The 21,034-nt window shown below is 58.5% G+C and carries 18 protein-coding genes and 2 pseudogenes; 8 read left to right on the top strand and 12 right to left on the bottom strand.

Annotated features, from left to right (window positions below; genetic code table 11):
• The 5 genes and pseudogenes from ASC97_RS34435 to ASC97_RS10455 all read left to right on the top strand — a co-directional run.
• Positions 1-399, top strand: a pseudogene (locus tag ASC97_RS34435) (Ti-type conjugative transfer relaxase TraA); the annotation flags it as partial.
• Positions 396-956, top strand: coding sequence for a conjugative transfer signal peptidase TraF (gene traF, locus ASC97_RS10470; RefSeq protein ID WP_057468292.1), 561 nt, complete (start codon positions 396-398; stop codon positions 954-956). The pseudogene ASC97_RS34435 and the gene traF, both read left to right, overlap by 4 nt.
• The gene (locus ASC97_RS10465; protein WP_057468291.1) at positions 946-2,106 is read left to right on the top strand and encodes a conjugal transfer protein TraB; all 1,161 of its coding nucleotides are present in this window, start codon (positions 946-948) and stop codon (positions 2,104-2,106) included. Before traF ends, ASC97_RS10465 begins: the two co-directional genes overlap by 11 nt.
• A 13-nt stretch (positions 2,107-2,119) precedes the next feature.
• Positions 2,120-2,707, top strand: coding sequence for a TraH family protein (locus tag ASC97_RS10460; protein ID WP_057468290.1), 588 nt, complete (start codon positions 2,120-2,122; stop codon positions 2,705-2,707).
• Between the two features lie 202 nt (positions 2,708-2,909).
• On the top strand, positions 2,910-3,188 hold the full coding sequence (locus ASC97_RS10455; RefSeq protein ID WP_057468289.1) for an HU family DNA-binding protein: 279 nt from the start codon (positions 2,910-2,912) through the stop codon (positions 3,186-3,188).
• Between the two features lie 85 nt (positions 3,189-3,273).
• Here ASC97_RS10455 and ASC97_RS10450 read toward each other — a convergent pair whose 3' ends face one another.
• The 4 genes and pseudogenes from ASC97_RS10450 to ASC97_RS10440 form a co-directional block, all read right to left on the bottom strand.
• On the bottom strand, positions 3,274-3,705 hold the full coding sequence (locus ASC97_RS10450; protein WP_057468288.1) for a hypothetical protein: 432 nt from the start codon (positions 3,703-3,705) through the stop codon (positions 3,274-3,276).
• A gap of 132 nt (positions 3,706-3,837) precedes the next feature.
• The gene (locus ASC97_RS33920) at positions 3,838-4,305 is read right to left on the bottom strand and encodes a hypothetical protein (protein WP_156390348.1); all 468 of its coding nucleotides are present in this window, start codon (positions 4,303-4,305) and stop codon (positions 3,838-3,840) included.
• Between the two features lie 270 nt (positions 4,306-4,575).
• Positions 4,576-4,724 (bottom strand): annotated as a pseudogene (locus ASC97_RS35230) (IS6 family transposase); the annotation flags it as partial.
• Positions 4,725-4,846: 122 nt separating this feature from the next.
• Positions 4,847-7,192, bottom strand: coding sequence for a methyl-accepting chemotaxis protein (locus tag ASC97_RS10440; protein WP_057468287.1), 2,346 nt, complete (start codon positions 7,190-7,192; stop codon positions 4,847-4,849).
• Positions 7,193-7,712: 520 nt separating this feature from the next.
• Between ASC97_RS10440 and ASC97_RS10435 the strand changes: the two genes are divergently transcribed.
• Positions 7,713-7,910 (top strand): hypothetical protein, encoded by a 198-nt coding sequence (locus ASC97_RS10435; protein ID WP_057468286.1) that lies wholly within the window; start codon positions 7,713-7,715, stop codon positions 7,908-7,910.
• 161 nt (positions 7,911-8,071) lie between these two features.
• On the opposite strand, the gene katG is transcribed toward ASC97_RS10435, so the two are convergent.
• Positions 8,072-10,246, bottom strand: coding sequence for a catalase/peroxidase HPI (katG, locus tag ASC97_RS10430; RefSeq protein WP_057468285.1), 2,175 nt, complete (start codon positions 10,244-10,246; stop codon positions 8,072-8,074).
• A gap of 163 nt (positions 10,247-10,409) precedes the next feature.
• Here katG and ASC97_RS10425 point away from each other — a divergent pair, with 163 nt between their 5' ends.
• Complete coding sequence (locus ASC97_RS10425; protein WP_057468284.1) at positions 10,410-11,369, top strand: hydrogen peroxide-inducible genes activator; 960 nt, start codon at positions 10,410-10,412, stop codon at positions 11,367-11,369.
• 29 nt (positions 11,370-11,398) lie between these two features.
• Here the strand turns inward: ASC97_RS10425 and ASC97_RS10420 are convergent, their stop codons facing one another.
• Positions 11,399-11,641 (bottom strand): hypothetical protein, encoded by a 243-nt coding sequence (locus tag ASC97_RS10420; RefSeq protein ID WP_156390347.1) that lies wholly within the window; start codon positions 11,639-11,641, stop codon positions 11,399-11,401.
• Between the two features lie 424 nt (positions 11,642-12,065).
• Here ASC97_RS10420 and ASC97_RS10415 point away from each other — a divergent pair, with 424 nt between their 5' ends.
• The gene (locus ASC97_RS10415; protein ID WP_057468282.1) at positions 12,066-13,595 is read left to right on the top strand and encodes a phospholipase D family protein; all 1,530 of its coding nucleotides are present in this window, start codon (positions 12,066-12,068) and stop codon (positions 13,593-13,595) included.
• Positions 13,596-14,192: 597 nt separating this feature from the next.
• On the opposite strand, the gene ASC97_RS10410 is transcribed toward ASC97_RS10415, so the two are convergent.
• The 6 genes from ASC97_RS10410 to ASC97_RS10385 form a co-directional block, all read right to left on the bottom strand.
• Positions 14,193-15,092 carry a sugar phosphate isomerase/epimerase family protein gene (locus ASC97_RS10410; protein WP_057468281.1) on the bottom strand — a complete coding sequence of 300 codons (900 nt, stop codon included), beginning with the start codon at positions 15,090-15,092 and terminating at the stop codon, positions 14,193-14,195.
• 79 nt (positions 15,093-15,171) lie between these two features.
• The gene (locus ASC97_RS10405; protein ID WP_057468280.1) at positions 15,172-16,110 is read right to left on the bottom strand and encodes an ABC transporter substrate-binding protein; all 939 of its coding nucleotides are present in this window, start codon (positions 16,108-16,110) and stop codon (positions 15,172-15,174) included.
• Positions 16,111-16,180: 70 nt separating this feature from the next.
• Positions 16,181-17,164 (bottom strand): ABC transporter permease subunit, encoded by a 984-nt coding sequence (locus tag ASC97_RS10400; RefSeq protein ID WP_057468279.1) that lies wholly within the window; start codon positions 17,162-17,164, stop codon positions 16,181-16,183.
• A 34-nt stretch (positions 17,165-17,198) separates the two neighbouring features.
• A complete protein-coding gene (locus tag ASC97_RS10395) occupies positions 17,199-18,749 on the bottom strand; it encodes a sugar ABC transporter ATP-binding protein (protein WP_057468278.1) in 1,551 nt (516 codons plus the stop codon).
• The gene (locus ASC97_RS10390) at positions 18,746-20,155 is read right to left on the bottom strand and encodes a hypothetical protein (RefSeq protein WP_057468277.1); all 1,410 of its coding nucleotides are present in this window, start codon (positions 20,153-20,155) and stop codon (positions 18,746-18,748) included. Before ASC97_RS10390 ends, ASC97_RS10395 begins: the two co-directional genes overlap by 4 nt.
• Entirely contained in the window at positions 20,152-20,931 is a 780-nt protein-coding gene (locus tag ASC97_RS10385) for a DeoR/GlpR family DNA-binding transcription regulator (protein ID WP_057468276.1), read from the bottom strand. Before ASC97_RS10385 ends, ASC97_RS10390 begins: the two co-directional genes overlap by 4 nt.
• Positions 20,932-21,034 lie beyond the last annotated feature (103 nt).

Genomic DNA, 21,034 nt, shown 5'->3' with positions numbered 1-21,034 from the left:
CGAAAGCGCGCTGCGTTGGAGATCCCTGCCCTGTCTGCCGTTGCGAGAGATGTGCTCGAACGCGTGCGCGACGCAATCGATCGCCACGATGATCCGGCAGTGCTGGAATATGCGCGGGCGGACAAAATGGTAAAAGCCGAGCTCGAAGGCTTTGCCAAGGCGGTATCCGAGCGCTTTGGAGAACGGAGCTTTCTGTCGCTTGCGGCGAAAGAAGCAAACGGTGAAGCGTTCCACAGGGTCACCGATGGCATGAACGCAATCCAGAAATATGAAGTTCAGCAAGCCTGGAACACGATGCTGACCGTGCAGCGGCTGTCGGCACATGAGCGGACCGCAAGCGCGCTTAAACCATCCGATGCGGTTCGCCAGACAAAAGCCCAAAGGACAACTCTGCGATGAGGGTTCTAAAAGGCACGAAACTGCTGGACAAGCGAAGTGCATCGCTCACCTGGATCGGCGTCCCAGCGCTCGTCGCGGTCGCTGCGATGAGCGTTCTGGGAACGTCCGGCTTTCGGGTGAACCTCACCCCGAGCGAGCCAATTGGCCTTTGGCGAATCCTCCCGCTGGATCGCTCCCTTCGTGGCGGCGATCTGATCTTCATCTGTCCGCCCGTTACCGAGACCATGCGCGAGGCGCGCACTCGTGGCTATCTTCGCTATGGCCTCTGCGCCGGCGGCATCGCGCCATTGATCAAAACCGTGGCGGCCACGTCAGGTCAGATCATCGACATCGGCGAGGACGTTCGTATCGATGGTAGAAAGCTTGCCCGCTCGAAGCTGATGCCAAGGGACGCCAGGGGCCGGATCATCAAGCCCTATCGAGGTGGCGTGGTGCTGCCAGGCACAGTCTATCTGCATTCCGATTTTCCGGGCTCTTTTGACTCGAGATATTTTGGACCACTGCCCGTTAAAAACATTCTTGGACTGGCACGGGAGGTCTGGACCTATGCACCCTGACTACATTCGCACGGCGTCGCTCGTCGCGGCTTCAGTCGCGGTTGGCTGGACGGGTTGGAGCGGGAATGCCTTGCTGCTTCCCGCGGCGACTTTCTTTCCAGCCATCTGGTCGCTTAACAGGACGCGCTGGCAAGCAGCTTGTGTTTCTGCCGCTTACTTCCTCACCGCATCGCGTGGCCTGCCGCGAGGCCTCGCCAACTTCTATTCAGCGGATATATGGCCTGGTTTGGCGCTGTGGCTGATCGCCTCCTCCGCATTCGTTATCGTGCACGGGGCGCTATGGACCAAGGCCGAAGGATGGAGAAGGCCGGTTTGCTATCTTGCGGTATGTATAGTGATGGCCTTGCCGCCGTTCGGTATCACGGGATGGGCGCACCCGCTTACTGCATCAGGCGTCCTGTTTCCAGGCTGGAGATGGTTTGGACTTGTCGCGATGGCAGCCTGCCTGTGTGTCATGACGACGCGACATTGGTTCATTGGAGCCATTGCCATAACAGCCTTCTGGCTCTGGTCCGCCGCACATTGGGCCGTGCCGGAACTGCCTGCGTCGTGGCAAGGTGTCGACCTGCAATTGGGCGCTTCACTGGGACGCGATGCCACTCTTGAGCGTCAGCTGGCACTCTTGTCTCTGGTTCAGTTACATCCACCACAAACCACTGTCCTTCTACCGGAAAGTGCGATCGGCTTCTGGACACCGACCGTCAGTCGGTTGTGGCAGGCGAAGCTTGCCCAGACGGGGATCACTGTCATTGCCGGTGCCGCGACCCTCGATCAACACGGCTACGACAATGTGCTGGTTCGAATATCTCCGGCCGGCGGCGCCATTCTCTACCGCGAGCGCATGCCCGTCCCCGGATCCATGTGGCAACCTTGGAGGGCTTGGACGGGACAAGAAGGCGGCGCGAGAGCGCATTTCTTTGCAAACCCTGTCGTCGATCTCGGCGGTGTGAGAGCCGCGCCCTTGATCTGCTATGAGCAGCTCATCCTCTGGCCGGTGCTCCAGTCCATGCTTCACGATCCCGACGTCATTGTCGCGGTCGGAAATGGCTGGTGGACCGCGGGCACTTCCATTGTCGAAATCCAGCGCGCGAGCATGCTTTCCTGGTCGCGCCTGTTCGACAAACCCCTTGTCCTTTCGTTCAACACTTGACTGGATATCATCCATGCTTGATGCAGCGCTTATTGAAAAATGTGCCGATCCTTCCTTGGCCCCTGCGATGGTCGCGCGCTTCATCGAAACAGCCGGATCGACCGATCCGCTCGCGGTCAGCGTCAAATCCGGGGACCGATTGATCCTCATCCCGCAAGCGAAAACGCCCGAAGAGGCGATGGAAACGATACGGCAGAATGTCGGGCACGCTGTGGTTCGCGTTGGCATCACCCAGTTACCTGCCGGCATCAAGGACGTGTCCGAACTAACGCCGTCTCTGGTCGATGCGTGCGAAAACCTAAAACAAGGTACGAGGATGTTTGCAAAGATCCTGCATATCGCTACCGAATGGTACGGGAACCCAACCAGCAACGACAGCTTTTCTCAGATTTTCGAGGACGCGATCTCTGCATGGAAAACCGGAGCGTTCGAGGGCGTGGAAGTGTTCCGGGCTCTGGATCCGGGTGGGCAGAACAGCGACCGTCGCAACGGTCAGTTTTCCGGGCCTGACGCTGAAGCCGCAGCAGTTGAGACCGGCTCGGTCGAACCGGAAAGGGCTGGCATCCGCGTTGACCTTGGTCGGATCGGCGGGGGCAAATGACTTCTGGTGCTTGTGGGTTTCCACGCAGGTGTTGCTCAAGCGCCAGAGTGCAAACCTCTCGTCGAGTACTGTGGCAAAGTGGGCAATCCGCAGTGAAATCTAAGGAAACTGTGGAAAAGGCAGGGAGGGAGCCGGGCCCCGAGTGACAGGAGGGAAAGGCAGGATAAGAGTTTGGTTATTCATGAATAATAGGGATGGAACCATGACCACGACAAACGAAATCGCCGACAAGATCGCCACCGAACACGGACTCACCAAGGCGCAGGGCAAGGCCATCGTCGAAACTGTGTTTTCATCGATTACGTCGGCCGCTACCTCTGGTGCTGAAAGTTCGATTCCAGGCTTTGGGAAATTCAAGGTGAAAGAAACGCCGGAGAGGGAAGCGCGCAATCCGGGCACCGGCGCAGTTATCAAAGTCGCTGCTGCAAAGAAGCTTGCTTTTGCGCCCGCCAAGGCACTCAAGGATACGCTCAACAAGTAGGCAATCGGGCAGTAAGGCTGCAGCGGCCGCCTGAGCAGCGGGGTTCATCTCTTTTAACGGGATGAACCAGCCTTCCCGCAACTGGCTACTCAAATCGCTCCAGCATCCTCCGGAGCAGCTGGTTTTGAGCAATCAGCGCCTTTTCCGCTATCTTGGTTTGTCGCAGGTCGAGTTCGCAAAGAGTCTTCTTAGGCTTATGGCCCACGCGAACCTTCTTGGTCTGTGCCGAAGCCAGTCCTGGCCTCGCAGGCCTGGTAGTCGACCTATCAACACCTCTTCTGGTATCACCATCGCCCGTTATCGAAGAAAGCTCTGGGTCCATTGCCACGGTTTTGCTGGAAATAACCTCCGCAAACTCTTCTACACCATACACGACCTCGCCTCTGCCGATGCGCTCATCCAACTGTCGGATCCACTCTCGGTATTTTTCGCGCAGCGGATGATCACCATTTAGTTTTCCCAGCTTCGCGATCGCTAAAAGCCTTTGATCTCTGTGCAGTGCCAAATTTTTGTTCATGCCTCACCTGTCTACGCGGAGCATAATACACATTCGGAACATATAGAGAACAGAAAATCAGGCGGATGGGAGACCCGGATGACCTGCAAGGTGAACCCGCTACTGTAGGTAGGATAACCGACTATTGCTGCCTCACGCGGACGTGATCACGATGGGACTGTTTTTGGTGCAGCCCGTACCCCAAAGATGGTTGAAATGTGGCGAACCGTCTGCCATGGTTAAGTGATGACTGATATACGCTCCCCTACATACAGTGCCGATGATATTAGACGGGCCGCACACTGCAGGAAAGTGTTCAACGAGGCGTTGAGCAATTTGCTCCGCAGCGCAGTTGCGGCAGGATGGCGCGAGGAGGAAGTCGCTCTGCAGATTGCTGATCTGGCTGACGACCATATTATGGACCTTGCGTCGAGACGATTTAGCCGCCCGCAGGCCGCCAACACAAATATAAGAAGTGTCAAAAAGCGAGAGTTCTAAGGTTGCGCTATCGCAACACAACATTGCGGACAGCGGGCGCTGATCACCAGGATTCCACATGACAGTATGGACCGCTGTCGAGGTGGCGCCGTAGTCGGGCACGCCAGGGAGTGTCGGCGTCAACCGCTTATCTCCGGCGGGGAAGCATCACCGCAATTTTTGAACTTCCCATCGCGCATAGCTGCGATGCAAAAACAGTGATTGTTGGACTCATAATCGAAAGATACATCACCGCCACACGCCGACGGCCTGCCGATCATTTGGTTTTTGCCGTCGCTTGCAACAGACGGGCGCTCCCCTATTCGGTTGAGCGCCCGTTTTGTCTGCGAGGACCCGTCCAGCTCGGCTTATACGGATAGAACACACCAAAGCGCTATCGTGGCCGATCTCGCTCGTTTCGTCAGACACGACAATGCCGCGCTCCAACAGCATTTCCTCGCCCAGCCGCAGGCTCAAGGGGAAGCGGAAATACAGCCGGAGCGCACGGCAATGATCTGCGGCGGAAAGCGGTGGTTCTTGTAACTGATAGTCGGCGAATTCATCTCAGCCGAAATATCCCTCAACCGTTAAGCTGCAGATAACGTGACATCGCCGAAAAATATCAGAGGTCCTGAAGTGAATCACCCAGGCATTGCTGCCCGGGTGATGGCTTCACTGGCTGGGATCAGCATTCCGACCATTTTTGCTGCAGCGTGTTGAGCGCCGCATTGCCCCGTGCCGCCGGGGTTGGACGCGAGACAGGCGCTGACGCTCTGACCTGGACAGGGGCCGAGGTCCGGGTTGGAGCACGGTTACTGGCGGCCGATCCGCTGCCATTGCCGGTCTGGAAGCTGCCGAGCAGTTCGCCCAAGCGGCTGCTTTCCTGCGCAAGACCTGCGCCGGCGGCGTTCATCTGTTCGACCATCGCAGCGTTCTGCTGTGTCGCCTGGTCCATATGGTTGACAGCGCTATTGATCTCCGAAAGTCCCATGGACTGTTCCTGAGCAGCCGTGGCGATAGCGTCCATGTGCTGGTTGATCTGCTGCACAAGTTCGGCAATGGCAGAAAGGCCTTCGCCGGTGTCGTTGACGAGGCGGACGCCTTCGCTGACGGCGACTTCCGAATTGCCGATCAGGCTCTTGATTTCTTTAGCGGCATTGGCCGAGCGCTGCGCCAGCTCGCGCACTTCCTGGGCTACGACGGCAAATCCTTTGCCGGCTTCACCGGCGCGGGCTGCTTCGACCCCGGCATTCAACGCGAGCAGGTTGGTCTGGAAGGCGATCTCGTCGATGACGCCTATGATCTGGCTGATCTGCCTGGATGAGTGCTCGATCTTGCCCATGGCGCTGACCGCATTGTTGACGACCTGGCTTGAGTTCTCGGCGCGAGACCGGGCACCGCGCACCAGATCGCGTGCATCCCCCGCGCGCTGAGAGGTTGACCGGACGTTGGCGGTAACTTCCTCGAGCGCGGCGGCGGTTTCCTCAAGCGAAGCGGCTTGCTGCTCGGTGCGCTTGGAGAGGTTGTCGGACGCCTGCGAGATCTCGTAGCTGCCGCTGCTGACCATTGACGCAGCCTGGTCGACGCCACTCATGGCATCGCGGAGCTGGCTGACCGATACGTTGAAGTCATGGCGGAGCGCCTCGAACTGCGGCGCGAGAGCGGTGTCGATTTCACAGACAAGGTCACCTGCTGCGAGACGGCGCAGGCCCGCGGCGAGCGCGCCGGTCGCCTGCGTCAAGCGTTCTTCGGCTTCGGCTTCGGCGCGGCGCTGCACCTCAATACGTTCGCGTTCCGAGGAGACCCGTGCCTCGGCCGTTTGCTCCTCGAGCGCTTTGTTGCGGATGGCGGCCTGCTGGAAAACCTCGACCGAGCGGGCCATTTCTCCGATTTCGTCGCGGCGATCCACACCCGCGACCGCGATCTTCAGGTCGCCCTGCGCCAAGGCTGCCATCGAATGAGTGATGACGCCGATCGGCTTGGTGACGCGGAAGATGATGACGCAGATGCCGACGACACTGACGATAGCAGCGACGAGGAAGGTGAGTGCATAGATAATGAAGTCGGCTGTGGCCTGGAACTCGCTAGCAGCGGCGGCAGCGACCATACCGTCGGCGGCAGCGGCGGCCGTCTTGGTGATAAAGAGAAGGGCGTCATTACCCATCGGCCGCCAAACGTCGAGGGACATCGGCGCCTTTTTGCCGGCAGCGAACGTTTCGAGAAGTGCTGCGCGCTTGGGAGCAAAATCACCCCCGAAATAGCCGGTCTCAGCTGCCTGGTAGGCCTCCTTTACGATCTGAAGCGTGTCCCGATGGTTCACGAGGATGCCGGCCTGTTTCCAGGCGAAGTTCACGGTGTAATCGTTGAGCTGGATCTTGCTGAACTCTGCAGCCGTCATCGTCGCGCCTGCGCCGAGCGTGATGTTGACCTGCAGGTTTGATGCCCCGGCAAGCGCCCGCGTTGACCATGCCAGCGAGCGGATCTGGATCATTGCCGTCATCGAAGGATCGCTCTCGCGAATTCGGGCTTCGGTGGCTGTCGAACCGTTTTCCAGCGCCGTCAGTAGTTGCTGTCCGAGGTTGAGGGTGTTGTCCTGCAGGCCAGGATCGCGGTCTTCCAGCTTTTTGGTCAACTGATTATCAAGCTTTGACCGAAACGCCAGCACTTGGTCGAACGTGTTCATGACATCAGCAATCGGCGCCTTGATCGCGTCGTCATCGATGCCGGCATAGATCGCCTTTGCCTCGGCCATGGCGATGTCCACCAACCCGCGATCCTTTTTCAGCGAAGCCAGCGTCCCGGCGAGGGCGTCTATTTCCATTTTGGCAGCGGAGGAACCGTCGCCACGTTCGTTGCGAAAGGTCGCAAGAGTCTGGAAAAGTGCGCGGTCGAGAGCGGTAAGCTTTGATACGTCGCTGAAAATCCGGTGTTCGTTGTAAGCGTCCATGGCGGATGATGCGGTGAGCACGCAGATAACTGCACTCAGAAGCAGGAATATCCCAACCAGAATATTGCGGATAGATAGAGTCATAGTTGCCCCACTTGCGTTGCTGGCCTCTAGCTGCTGGCTTGCAGCTAGACCGCCGATGTGTTGGAACCGCAAGCGTAGATGCTTCCCCAAAAAGCATATTGCTGGCCGCCGAGAGTTTGCTCGTTCGCAGGCTCATCATGGCCAGTCCAATTGGCTCGGAGGATAGTTATGGTTTATTGAAACAGCATTAATAAAATTACGAATGCGAGCGCTAACGCATTCGGCGTTGTCATACGCGGCGTCAGTGAATTGGGCATAGAGACGGTGGGATGAAGAGTACTACCGTCAATTACAAGCGCCCGCCGACCCTTTCGGAGATTAAAGGCGAAGCATTAGCGCTGTTCAGGTGTTGGATGCCGAGAGCGGGAAATCGTGTGGAAGCCACCCCACCGCGACTGATTGAAAACCACATCAACCAAAACATGCTGAGGCGTCCTCGTTCTGGTGCCAGCGCTTTCGATGGAACCAGGCCCGCTTCCGGTCATTAATGTCCTATGAGCCGCGAGAGGAGATTGGAACAATGACCAAAGACGTTACAAATCGCCGGGGGAAGGAGCATGTCGATGAGGACCAGAACGGTGTGATCGTTGCCGGGCCCGAGGCGCATGCACGTGAGCGCGCGGGAAAAGATCCAGCTCACAGGATATTGCCGGAAAAAGACAAGGGCACTGCGAAGTCGGACGCGCGGCGTGAGAGCGGTTCCAACAAAGTTAAGTAGCGGCGGCCTGCCTCGGGGATAGCGCAACAACATACCCCGAGAGGGGAGTTCTGCGGATGCAACTTCCCTCGGCCACCTCGCATTTCCCACGCAAACAAAAACTCCCGTGTGCTCGGTCACACGGGAGCGTCCTTTGCGTGCCTGTTGTGAACCGTTCGCCGTTAGGCGGCCAGGTCGAAGCGGTCGGCGTTCATCACCTTCGTCCAGGCGGCGACGAAGTCTTTCACGAACTTCTCCTTGCTGTCGTCCTGGGCGTAGACTTCCGCATATGCGCGCAGCACGGAGTTGGAACCGAAGACAAGGTCGGCGCGGGTTGCAGTGAAGCGGACAGCGCCGTTCTTTCTATCGCGGATCTCGTAAAGGTTCCTGCCGGTCGGGACCCAGGAATAGGCCATGTCGGTGAGAGTGACGAAAAAGTCCGTAGTGAGGGCTCCAACGTTGGACGTGAATACCCCATGTCCGGTGCCCGCGTGGTTGGTACCGATGACACGCAGGCCACCGACGAGGGCTGTCATTTCTGGCGCGGTCAAGCCCAGAAGCTGCGCGCGGTCGAGGAGCAACTCCTCGGCACTGACCAGGTAATCCGCCTTCTGCCAGTTGCGGAAACCGTCGGCGAGTGGTTCGAGCGGCGCGAAGCTGTCGGCGTCGGTGTGCTCGGCAGTGGCATCGCCGCGGCCAGCGGCAAACGGCACCTGGAGGTCGAAGCCGGCAGCCTTAGCGGCCTGTTCGACACCATAGTTGCCAGCCAGGACTATGACGTCCGCAACCGAGGCACCGGTTTCGGCGGCAATCGGTTCGAGTACGGCGAGAACTCGGGCGAGACGCTCAGGTTCGTTGCCGGCCCAATCCTTCTGCGGCGCCAAGCGGATGCGCGCGCCGTTGGCCCCGCCGCGATTGTCTGAACCACGGAAGGTGCGGGCGCTGTCCCATGCAGTGCTGACGAGGTCGGAGACGGAAAGGCCTGCGGCGGCGATTTTCGCCTTGACGGCCGAAACGTCATAGGTCGTGCTGCCTTTCGGGATCGGGTCCTGCCAGATCAGGTCCTCTGCCGGGACATCCGGACCGATATAGCGAGCCCTCGGGCCCATGTCGCGGTGGGTCAGCTTGAACCAGGCGCGTGCGAAGGCATCCGACAACGCAGCAAAGTCGTTGCGGAAGCGCAGCGAGATCTCGCGGTAGATCGGGTCCACCTTGAGCGCCATGTCGGCGTCCGTCATCATCGGATTAAGGCGTATGGTCGGGTCTTCCACGTCGACCGGCTTGTCCGCTTCAGCGATCGAGATCGGCTCCCACTGGGTTGCGCCAGCCGGGCTCTTCACCAGATGCCATTCGTGCTTGAACAGCATTTCGAAGAACCCATTGTCCCACTTGGTCGGCTCAGTCGTCCAGGCGCCTTCAAGGCCGGATACGACGGTATTCCGACCGATGCCGCGCCCCTTGGTGTTCATCCACCCGAGGCCCTGGAATTCCGGGCCTGCCGCTTCAGGATCGGCGCTAAGGTCGGCCGGATTGCCGTTGCCATGGGACTTGCCGATGGTGTGGCCGCCAGCAGTGAGCGCGACGGTCTCCTCGTCGTCCATGCCCATGCGGGCAAAGGTTTCGCGCATTTGCGCGGCGGTGGCGAGCGGATCGGATTTGCCGTTGACGCCTTCGGGATTGACGTAGATCAGTCCCATTTGGACAGCAGCAAGCGGGTTCGAGAGCGTGGCGGGCTGCGCAACATCACCGTAGCGGCCGTCGCTGGGGGCAAGCCATTCCTGCTCATCACCCCAATAGACATCCTTTTCCGGATGCCAGACATCTTCGCGGCCGAAGCCAAAACCAAAGGTCTTCAGTCCCGCAACGTCATAGGCAATCGTACCGGCAAGCGCGATCAGGTCGGCCCAGGAGATCCGGTTGCCATACTTCTTCTTGATCGGCCATAGGAGGCGGCGGCCCTTGTCGGTGTTGACGTTGTCCGGCCACGCATTCAGCGGCGCAAAACGCTGGTTGCCGGTATTGGCGCCGCCACGGCCGTCAGCCGCGCGATACGAGCCGGCCGCGTGCCAGGTGACGCGGGCCATCATGCCGACATAGCTGCCCCAGTCGGCCGGCCACCACTCCTGGCTTTCTGTCATAAGCGCCCGCAGGTCGGCCTTCAGAGCCTCTACGTCGAGCTTCTTCAGCTCCTCGCGATAGTTGAAATCCTTGCCGAGCGGATTGGTCTTTGTGTCATGCTGGTGAAGGATGTCCAGGTTCAGCGCGTTCGGCCACCATTGCGTGACAGATTTGCCGAGGGCCGTGTTGCCGCCGTGCATGACCGGACATTTCCCGGCTGATGTAGTCTTTGTGTCCACGTTAACTCTCCCTAAATTTCAAACTCGGGTTGACGTTGCGAGCCAAGTGTTTCTGCGCGGGTTGGGTGAACCACCCGTCAGGTTCAAATCCCATGATAGCCAATAAGCAAGCCTGCCGATAAATTCCAATTGTATATTCTAAAGGGCCTGATAGCTTCAGATTATGATTGGTCTATCCATGAAGCATCTGCGCTATTTCGAAGCTCTGGCGCGTTTAGGGCATTTCGGGCGGGCCGCGGAATCCTGTGCGATTTCCCAGCCGGCGCTGTCCGTGCAAATCCGCGAGCTCGAAGAACTGATCGGTGCGCCGCTCGTGGAACGAGGCAGCAGGAAGATCCGCTTGACCAGCCTCGGTGAGGAGTTTGCCGAACGCGTGCGTGCCATTCTGCGCTCGGTCGATGATCTCGCAGAACTGGCGCGCGCTACACAGGTATCGCTTGCGGGCCGGCTTCGCATCGGCGTTATTCCGACGATTGCTCCCTATCTGCTGCCCGATGTCATCAAGACGCTGACGCAGCGCTATCCCGGGCTCGACCCCCGGCCGCGCGAGGCGGTGACCCAGCGGCTGATCGAGGACTTGCAGGAGGCGAGACTCGATGCCGCGATCGTCGCCCTTCCCGTGTCCGAGCCGACGCTGGAGGAGATTCCCCTCTTCGATGAGGAGTTTGTTCTGGTACGGCCGCTCGAGGACGCGGGAAAGCCCGTGCCGAGTTCGGAAATGTTGCACGAGATGCGCCTACTCCTGCTAGAGGAGGGGCATTGTTTCCGCGAGCAAGCGCTCTCTTTCTGCAACATCGCCGCCGCGCCCCCTCGCGAACTCATGGAGGGAAGCTCACTCACCACGCTGGTGCAGATGGTCGGTGCTGGCATCGGCGTCACGCTGCTGCCGCAGATGGCAGTGCGTACTGAGACGCGCTCAGCGGATGTCAGCGTATTCCGCTTGTTGGAGCCCCGCCCCTTCCGTACGATCGGCATGATCTGGCGCAAAACCAATCCCTTGGTGTCGCAATTCGGTCCGATCGCCGAAATCGTCCGTGACGCCGGTACCCGCAAGAAGCGCGAATTTGGGGACCTCCCCGATGTCAGCGAGGCGCCGTCGTCTCAGCTTTTTATGGCAGATTAGGAAACCACGAGGGCGTGAACAGCCCTGAGTCACACCGACACTGTGAACCTCGCCGTCAAACGGGCATTGTGTTCCAGTCCCGCCAGATGGTCAGCGATGATGCCAGCGGCACCCTGTGGCGAAAGATTGCGGACAACGATCTTCTCGCCTGATGACACCGTGTCGGACGCAAGGTCCAGCAGCGCGAAGCGCATTACGCCGACGCCGATTTCGACGCCGAGAAAATAGGCGGCCTCGAGGTTGATGGATACGCTGCCGCTTGCCGATGTCACGGGGAAAATGTATCTCGCCCCGCCGCCGTCCTTCATACCTCGCAAACAATTTCGGAAACATCGCAGAGGACGTTTGGTCGTCCAACCGGCAGTCAAACCTGGAAGACGTCCAATCAGGCCGCCGCTTCTTGCGCTGGACCGCGTCATCCTGAGCTATGTGCCTGACTACGAGGCGTCAACGCCGCCACGGCTATCAGTGGAGAGATCGATCAGGATGACCGCTGATAGCGCGAAGCGAAAGCGGCTCCTTGGCGGCCGCCCGGAGCGACAATGAGGTTTGGTGGACGATGTCACTCCGGGAATGGTGCTCAATCTCAATACGTGAGAGCATGCCTGTACTAGCGGCAAATTGCGCGACAGACCCAAGTCTAGCTTTGCGAGCCGCGAAGGGACGGGGCGTGGAGCATTCTGGATGGGGCGTAGTATGAAACCATTTATCTTGGCCGCAGGGCTTTCTTTGTTTTTTCTCGCCGCCTGTTCGCAAACCGTGCGAACATTCAAGCAAACACCGTCATATTCGCCCGCGCAGCCGACAAACACGCGGCTGACACAAGCTGTCCAAAGACTTGGTGATCCTAGGGACGGTCGCTCCGGGGTCATGCTGATCGGCAACGGAGAAGAAGCGCTGGCGGCGCGCTTGGCGCTTGCAGCGGCCGCCGAACAGACGATCGATGCGCAGTATTACCTTCTGCATAATGATCCTACCGGAAAAATCTTTGCGTGGAGCTTGCTGCAGGCCGCGGATCGGGGTGTGCGGGTGCGGCTATTGCTCGATGACATGGATACTAAGAGCTATGACGCCGTGACTGCGGCTCTGGACTCGCATAAAAACATCGAAATCCGGCTCTTTAACCCGTTCTGGCGAGACCAGAGCCTTGTCGCGGCCGGCCTCACCGACTTCAAGCGGATCAACCGCCGGATGCACAACAAGTCGATGACCGCCGATAATGCCATGTCGATCGTCGGTGGCCGCAATATCGGCGACGAGTATTTCCTGGCCAAGAGGGAATTGAACTATTCGGATCTCGATGTGCTGGTCGCTGGACCCGTTGTCGACGAAGTCTCTACAAACTTTGATGAGTACTGGAACAGCAAGTTTGCGGTGCCCGCGCGCGCCGTCGTTGGCGAACCAGAGGGGTTCAGTCTCGACGAAGCCCGCGATCGCCTTTACGAGATCATCGGAGATGCCCGGGAGACGGCATATGCCAGCGTGGTGCGTGCGGCTGCGAAGCAGAATCTAACGCCATCGACGCTGAAGCTCGCGTGGGTTCCCGCCAAAATGTACTCGGACCCCCCTTCAAAAGCTGCTGGTGAAGACACCGAAGGAGAGATTCTTGCCTCTCAACTGTCAAAGTATTTCGCCGGTGCGACATCAAAGGTTGAGATCATCTCAGCCTATTTCGTGCCAGGCAAACGCGGCACAGAGTGGTTGCGGGAACTTGAGGCGCGGGGCGTCGAAGTGTTGGTTGTAACCAATTCGCTGGCATCGAACGACGTGAAACCCGTCTACGCGCATTATGCAAAGGACCGGCGGGCTCTTCTGGAAGGTGGCGTCCACCTCTACGAACTTCGGCCTGACGCAGATCAAGAAGCGCGGCGCGGCGTCAATTGGGGTGAATCGCGATCGGGTCTGCATGCCAAGGCGTTTACCATCGACGATCGTTACCTGTTCGTTGGCTCGTTCAACTGGGACCCGCGGTCGGTGAATATCAATACGGAGATGGGCATTCTGATCGACTCGCCTGAATTTACCAGGAAGACGTCGAATGCCCTAAGAGGCGTTTTAAGAGAAGAAACCTTTGCCGTAAGGCTGAACAAGGACAAGCGGATTTCGTGGACGGAGACCGCGCCGGACGGGACGCAGCGGACCTATTATCATGAGCCAACGGGTTCGCCCTGGGATCAATTCGTGGCGGGATTTTATGCGATTCTCCCTATTGGTTCGCAGCTCTGAGGTGAAGCAAGCAGCGCACTCGGCGCTCTAAAGTGACGTCTTTGTCCGCTTTCGGGACTAAGCGCGACGACGGCTGACATCCAACGCTGTTGTCGCCGAAGAGTTCGAGCGCATCTTGCTCGAGGGACGATTACCGCACATCTGCGGACCGCTTTCAGGCGGCGATGCCACTATGGACATGCAACGCGCATTCGAAGAGCTCGGAGCGTCGGGTAGGGATCAAGTTCGTCGAGCCATTCAGGTCCGCCACTTTGCTACTGGCGTGACACCAATGTCCAGCTCTTCGCGCGGAACCCTGTTCTCGCGAAGACCTTGCCTGCCGCGTCGGTCCTTTCGGACATACATATGCAGAAAGAGGCACTGACGCTGGAGCGGCAGCGTGATGCCATCCAGCCGTCCCAAGCCCGTTCCGCCCAGGCGGTTCAAGAGTGAAAGCACGTCGATAGACGGCCCGAGCGGCTATGGCGGCAGGACACGATTTTCCGACGAATGGGCGTCCGCTTAAATAAGATAGAAAGTACAGTAAGAACCCTTCGATGCGACAGCGCCCTAGTAATCTCGGCCGCTTTCTCTCCGCTCGTCCCTGGATGTATCGCCTCAGACCAATGGCAAATGCGCGTCCTTCACAAGTTCCGCTTTGAGTCGGGCCGTTTCCAAACCGAGCTCGATGAACTGACGCGCATGTTTGGCAAGCGCGACGTTGTCATTCCAGAGGTTTCTCCAGATCGCTGTTTTCAGCGACAGGTCTTTGTCGACAATCGTTGTGGAGAACGATTCAAATGTCACATAGTCGTTCCACCCGATCGCGACGAGAGCGTCAAAGATGGTGGTGAAATCAATATTGCCCGTTCCTAGATATCCACGGTGGCTTTCACCGATGTGAACGTACCCGATCTTGTCCGCAGCGTTTCGGATTGCCAAGCCGACGTCGGCCTCTTCGATATTCATGTGAAAGGTGTCGAGGTGAAGATACACATTGGACGCCCCAGTGTCGGCGATATAGGCCATGCCTTGGGCCGCGGTATTTAGCATGTTGCTTTCGAACCGATTGACGATCTCCAGGTTGAGGGAGACGCCAGCGGCTTTGGCACGGGCCGCAACCTTTGAAAGCGTACCAACACTTGTATCCCATGCCCTCCTGGTGAGCGGCCGTTCCTGTTTGCCGTGAGCGGAACTCAGAATTCCAGCGAGCTTTGATCCTCCAAGGTCTCTGACGAGCGCAACAGCACGGTCAAGGATCGCTTCGCCGTTGGCGTTGATCGACCTGTCGTCGCTGGTGATATCGCCTTCGGGGGGCAAACCCATGCTAACGGCGACTTCAAGACCGAGCTCCCTTAAGCGCGAAGAAAGCCAATTGACGTCGACTTGCTGCGGATCCAGATAGGAGAACTCCACGAGGTTGAAGCCCAGATCTTGCGAGCGGACGAGGGTCCGTTCGAGCTCGTCCTTGGAAGAGCCAGCACTCCAGACAAACGAGTGAACGCCGATTTTAGACATGGCAGCAGATTCCTGATTGGGGCATTGAGAAGTGATCCGCCGAGCAAACGAGCATCGGCGGATCCTCCGGGAGGAGACCTTAACGAGCTGCAGTCCAGCCCTTGTAGTCCTTGATGTTGTCAGCAGTGATCAGCTGCGGATCCAGGAGAACGGTGTCTTGAGCGGGCTTTTTTCCATTGAAGACATCGACAGCCATCTTGAGGGAGTCGCCCGCCATCGTATACGGATCCTGTGAGGCGGACGCCTTTATCATCGACTTGCCGCTGGCCAACGACTTCTCGATATCCGGAGCGCCATCCACTGCCGTGAAGAAGAACTCATTGCGGTTCAGCTGCTTCGCAGCCAGCTCGGCACCAATAGCCGTCGGATCGTTGATCGCAAATACGGCGTCTATCTTGTCGAAACGCGTCAGCAGGCCTTGCATGACGGCGAGGCCACCGTCACGGGAACCCTGTGCATTCTGATCGTCGGAGAGAATCTTGATGTCCGGGCTCTTGCCCAGTACGTTTTTGCAACCCTGAACGCGGTCGATAATCGAAGACGACGCAGGTCCGTTGATGATTACAACATTACCCTTGCCCTTAATCTGATCGACGATGTATTGGCAGGCTTCTTCCCCAGCCTTGATATTGTTGGTCATGACGGTGACGTCGGCCCCGGGGGCGGAAACGTCGAACGCAGCGACGATGACGCCAGCTGCCTGCGCCTTCTTCACGGCAGGGGCAATCGCCTTTGCGTCGACGGCGTTGAGCATGATGATGTCGACGCCAGCGGCGACAAAACTGTCCATCTGCGAGACTTGCTTGTTGAGATCGTAGTCAGCGGACACCGACGTGACCTGAACATTCGGATTAATTTCTTTTGCGCGGTCCTCGATGCCCTTGATGGTCGCCACAAAGAACGGGTTTCCAAGCAAGCCAACGGAGATGCCGATCTTCTGGAGATCTTTAGCGGCCGCGGGCATAGCAAGGGTTGCCGCCATGGCGGTACCCACGAGAAGTTTCGATACGATGTTCATGCTCTTCCTCCGTTTTGCGACGCTCCCAGCGCCTTGTTTTCCGGCGATGCCGGGCTTCCCAAAGCCGCGCTTAGGTGCGGCTAAGTCCTTTGAGCCGATAACGGTCGAGACCGACGGCAATGATGATGACGAGGCCTTTAATGATGTACTGCCAGATGTCCGACACGCCGACGAGTATGAGGCCGTTGGACAAGACCGCGATGATCAGCGCGCCAATGAGCGTTCCCCAGATAGAACCCACGCCTCCGACAAAGCTCGTGCCGCCGAGGATGACAGCGGCGATAGCATCAAGTTCGTATGCCTGGCCAAGCTGAAGACCGTTTGCCGCGTACAGCCGAGCCGCAGACATCACGCCACCGACGCCTGAAAGCAGGCCGGACATCGAATAGACGAACAGCAGAACCAACGGCACTTTGATCCCGGTCAGGCGAGCGGCTTCCACATTGCCGCCCACGGCGTAGATCCATGTGCCCAGCACCGTTCTCTTGAGGATGAACCAAGAGATAACGATCGTCGCAAGAGCAATAATCGCAAGCCATGGAATACCAAGGATCGAACCGTTCCCAATGAAGTCAAACGGAAGATCGGCGTTGAAGACCGTGGTATCGTTGCCGAGGAGACGCGCGATCCCGCGCATCGCCGTGAGCGAGCCGAGGGTAACGATGAACGGCGGCAGCTTGAGAAAAGAAATAATGACGCCATTGACGACGCCGCAGGCGAGGCCGACGCCAATCGCGGCAGGGATACCGAGCATGCCGATATCCGGCCACAGCGAAACAATCACCCCAACCATTGCCGACGCCGCCAGGATCGAGCCGACGGAAAGGTCTATGCCGCCCGTGAGAATGACGAACGTCATGCCTGCGGCAAGCACCGTGTTAATCGAAGCCTGTTGCGTCACGATCGACAGGTTGTTGACGCTGAGAAAGCGCCCGCTCAGGAGATGGAATCCGATCGCGAGAATGACGAGCACAGGCAACATGCCCAAGGCCGTAAGTGTGGAGCGGAGCCTCGCCTTGTTGGCATTCGGCTGATCGGTCGTTGTCGCGGTCATGATCCTTATCCCGTCTCGCTTGTGTCGTTCGCCGTCAGGCATGTTGTTCGGATGACCCGGTCGAAAATGCCATGATGGCTTCCTGGCCAATCGGACGATCCGGCGATCCCGTTACTTCTCCCACGATGCGGCCTTCCCGCATCACCAGAACGCGGTCGGCGATACCGATAATCTCAGGCAGGTCACTGGATATGACGACAATGGCAATACCCGTCTGGGCAAGCTCATCAATGATCCGGTAGATCTCGGATTTTGCCCCCACATCGACGCCGCGCGTTGGCTCATCGAGTATGATTGCGCGAGGCTTGGTCTCCAGGAGGCGCGCGATGAGAGCCTTCTGCTGATTACCACCCGACAGCGCTCCAACGTTGATTGATGCACTCTGCGTGCGGATCGAAAGCGCGGAAATCGCTTTTTCCACCCGCGTTTTCGCTGCAGCAAAATTGAGGATACCGCCACCGGCAGCGTCCTTCCCGATGACACCGATGTTGATGTTTTCGCTAATCGTCATATCGAGGAACAATCCAAGACCTTTACGGTCTTCCGTCAGGTACGCAATTCCGGCATCGAGAGCGTCCCAGGGTCCGGAGACAGAGAGTTCGCTTCCATCCAGCGTGACAGAACCAGATGTCTTGGTGTCCGCGCCAAAGACAAGTCGCGCCAATTCCGTGCGGCCGGAGCCGACCAGCCCCGCGATGCCGAGGACTTCGCCTGCGCGAGCCTCGAACGAGCAATCATGCACCCGTCGCCCATCGCCGAGGTTGCGGACGGAGAGAACGGTTTTCCCGGCTCCCTCGGAGGAGCGATGTTCTTTCTTGTAGAAGGAGGAAAGATCTCGGCCGACCATCATTGATACCAGCTTGGCCGCTGAAAGTTCGGAACGCTCCAAGGTACCGACATAGGCGCTATCCCTGAGCACGCTGACACGGTCGGCAAGTTGGTAGATCTCTTCCATGCGGTGGCTGATGTAGATAATCGCGATCCCCTGCGCCTTGAGACCTGCGATCACCTCAAACAGGCGATCGGTTTCCCGCGAGGTCAAAGAGGTGGTCGGCTCGTCCATGACGATGATGCGTGCGTTGGTGGTAAGCGCTCGGGCGATCTCGACCATCTGACGTTCGCCAAGCGATAGTGAAGCGACGAGCTGCGACGGACCAAATTCGATCCCTAGCCGCCTGAGTATCGGCTCTGCTCGTTCGCGGGTCGTTGCCTTGTCCAGAACGCCGTATCGGGATGGCTCCGCACCAAGAAACATGTTCTGCGCAACCGTCAGGTTGGGCGCCAGCGATAGCTCCTGGTAGATGACCGAAATGCCGTTCGCCTTTGCCTTGATCGGGTCGCCTGTAACGATGTGGTTGCCATCGATAAGGATCGATCCGCCCGCGTCGGCGGTATAGGCCCCGGAAAGAACCTTCATTAGCGTCGACTTTCCAGCGCCATTTTCGCCCATCAGTGCGTGGACTTCGCCTGGATGAACCGTCAAGGAAACGTTCGACAGGGCTCTGGTGCTTCCGAAAGTCTTGCTGATGTTGCGCATTTCAAGCACGGGCGTTCCCGCCTTGGGAAGCTGAGCTGCGTTGCTCATACCAGAAGCTCCTTCCTGTCGTCACCGCCTTCATGACGGCGATCAATTTCGATCAGGCCGCGCCAAGCATCCCGATAAGCCTCTAGGCCGAACAGATCGATTGCCGCCGCCTTGACGGTCTCGTCTACAAACGGATTGGAGCCGAGTTGGTCAAAGACCAACGCCGCCGCCCCAAATGCGCTTCCCTCGGCGTTGGCACTCGTAAATACGGGTTGCTCCAACCGCAGTCGCGCAAGGAGCCCGGCAAAGAGCCCCGTTTTCACAAGGCCTCCGTCGATTACGATCGGATTGGTCGAGCGGATGAGATCGAGGGAAAGGTCTGTCATCAGAGCGACGTAGAGGAGCGCCGCTGCTGCCCGCTCTTCGCCATCAACAGGCGGGCCGACGAAACGCCCTTCACTGCCCTGCATTGGCCCACCGGCGGCGAACGCGGGCAAAGCGAAGACGCCCCTGGCTATGACTGATACGATGGCCTGTCGGCTGACTGGCTTCTCCCACCCGCCACTCGCGACGTCATATTCGCGGCCACCCATAAAGCGGATCGTCGCCACCGGCTGGTAATCGACGGTCACGTTTGCGAGCATATCCCGCTTTTCGTCCAGCGTTTCCAAGGGGCACGACGTATTGAAGATGATAACCCAGGTTCCCGTCGACACTAGAGTGAAGTTGGTAAAACCGATGGACCGATAGAAATAGAGAGCCGAATTGCTGTCGTGCACTCCATTGTGGACGACGACGTCGGCGGCGTCGCCGCTGGACAGCACAACTTTGAAGGACCCGAGTTCTTGGCCCGCCCGGACAAACCGGGGCATCTTCGACCGCCAGCTCTGTCCATCAACAAGACTGCTGAAGTCGTTTTCCAATGGAGCCCAAAGATGAGAATGGCATCCGAGATAAGAGACCTCGGACACCTTGCGGCCGGAGAATTTCCAGGACCAGAACTGCGGGTAGGCTAGAATGGCGTCAGACCTGGAGAGAAGCTCGGGATCACGATCCGCAAGCCACAGAATATGCCGCCCGTAGTTGAAGCCGAGCGGCAACTGCGGGGAAAACGTTTCTCTAAAATCAGGAACGAGGATATCGATGCGACCAGCGACGGCACGCGGAGGTTCCTGCTCGTAGTCCAGGATAGGGTGAACGAGTTCGTCAGCGCCGACAAGCGCGAACGTACATCCGTGACCCGAGAACACGACACGACCAACACCGTGATCCTCGACGGCTTGCGCCAAGGACAGTTCCATCCAGTCAAACAGCGCTCTGTCATCGAGGACCCGGACATCTGCCGCATTTACCCACTCGGGTTTGGTGCGTCGCTCCCCGATGACTATTCCGTCAGAGGAAATAACGAAGAGTTTTGAATTCGTCTTGCCAAGGTCGAAGACGGCGATTGCTGAGCGACCGGTCATTCTTGTTCTCCCGCAACGGCGATCAGAATGGCAACCCCGGCGTCCTCGAGCATCTTTGCGCCCGCGTCGGACAAACCGTCGTCGATTACGATCGTTCCGATGCGCGACAGAGGAAGGACGACATTGCGTGGCCGGATCGAGAGCTTGCGACTATCGGCGAGAAGGACAATCTCGTCTGCGCAGCTGCTGAGTTCACCAATCGCCTTGGTCAACAAGGGATGGCTTTCGAGAAGACCGTCGCTGCTGATCCCCTGGGTTCCAACGAAGAAGCGGGAAGCAAAGAAATCCGGAGAACCTGCCGACGGGTCGTGGACAATACCTGGCTCGCGGTAAAGCTCGCCTCCGGCGAGTGTCAGGTGGCATGTCCCGTGTTCGCCGAGGTATGCGGCGAGCGGCATCGAGTTGGTGTAGAGACGTACATTGCGTCGGGCAAGCTGCATGCCGAGTTGATAACAGGTCGACCCGGCGTGAACGATGATGGAGTCACCGTCGCGCACCAGAGACGCGGCTTTTTCCGCAATGGCCCGCTTGGCCTCGACAGCAATATCACGGTTTTCATTGTACGGTCTTGCAGACAACCGCGCGGAGGCCGCGGCGTCTGTCGCCGAGATCCCACCATACACCTTCCGGGCCTTGCCCACCTCGTGCAGCTTGTCGATGTCGCGCCGTATCGTCGCCGGAGATACGCCGAGGCGCTCCTGCAAGTCGCGGACAGACGCAAACGGCGTTTCGCGCAGCAGGTCGGTGATCATCCGATGGCGATCAGAGTCGTTCAAACAAGGCCTCCACTGGCGCTTCTCCCTAGCGCGATTGGTGAACTATAGTCACATGACGCTTTGTGTCGCAACATCTAAGATGATAAATCTTCAATGTTGACGA

It is taken from the genome of Rhizobium sp. Root1203, assembly GCF_001424945.1.
Lineage (GTDB): Bacteria > Pseudomonadota > Alphaproteobacteria > Rhizobiales > Rhizobiaceae > Rhizobium.
The sequence above is the reverse complement of the archived record's forward strand: the minus strand, read 5'-3'. Positions and strand labels throughout refer to the sequence as shown.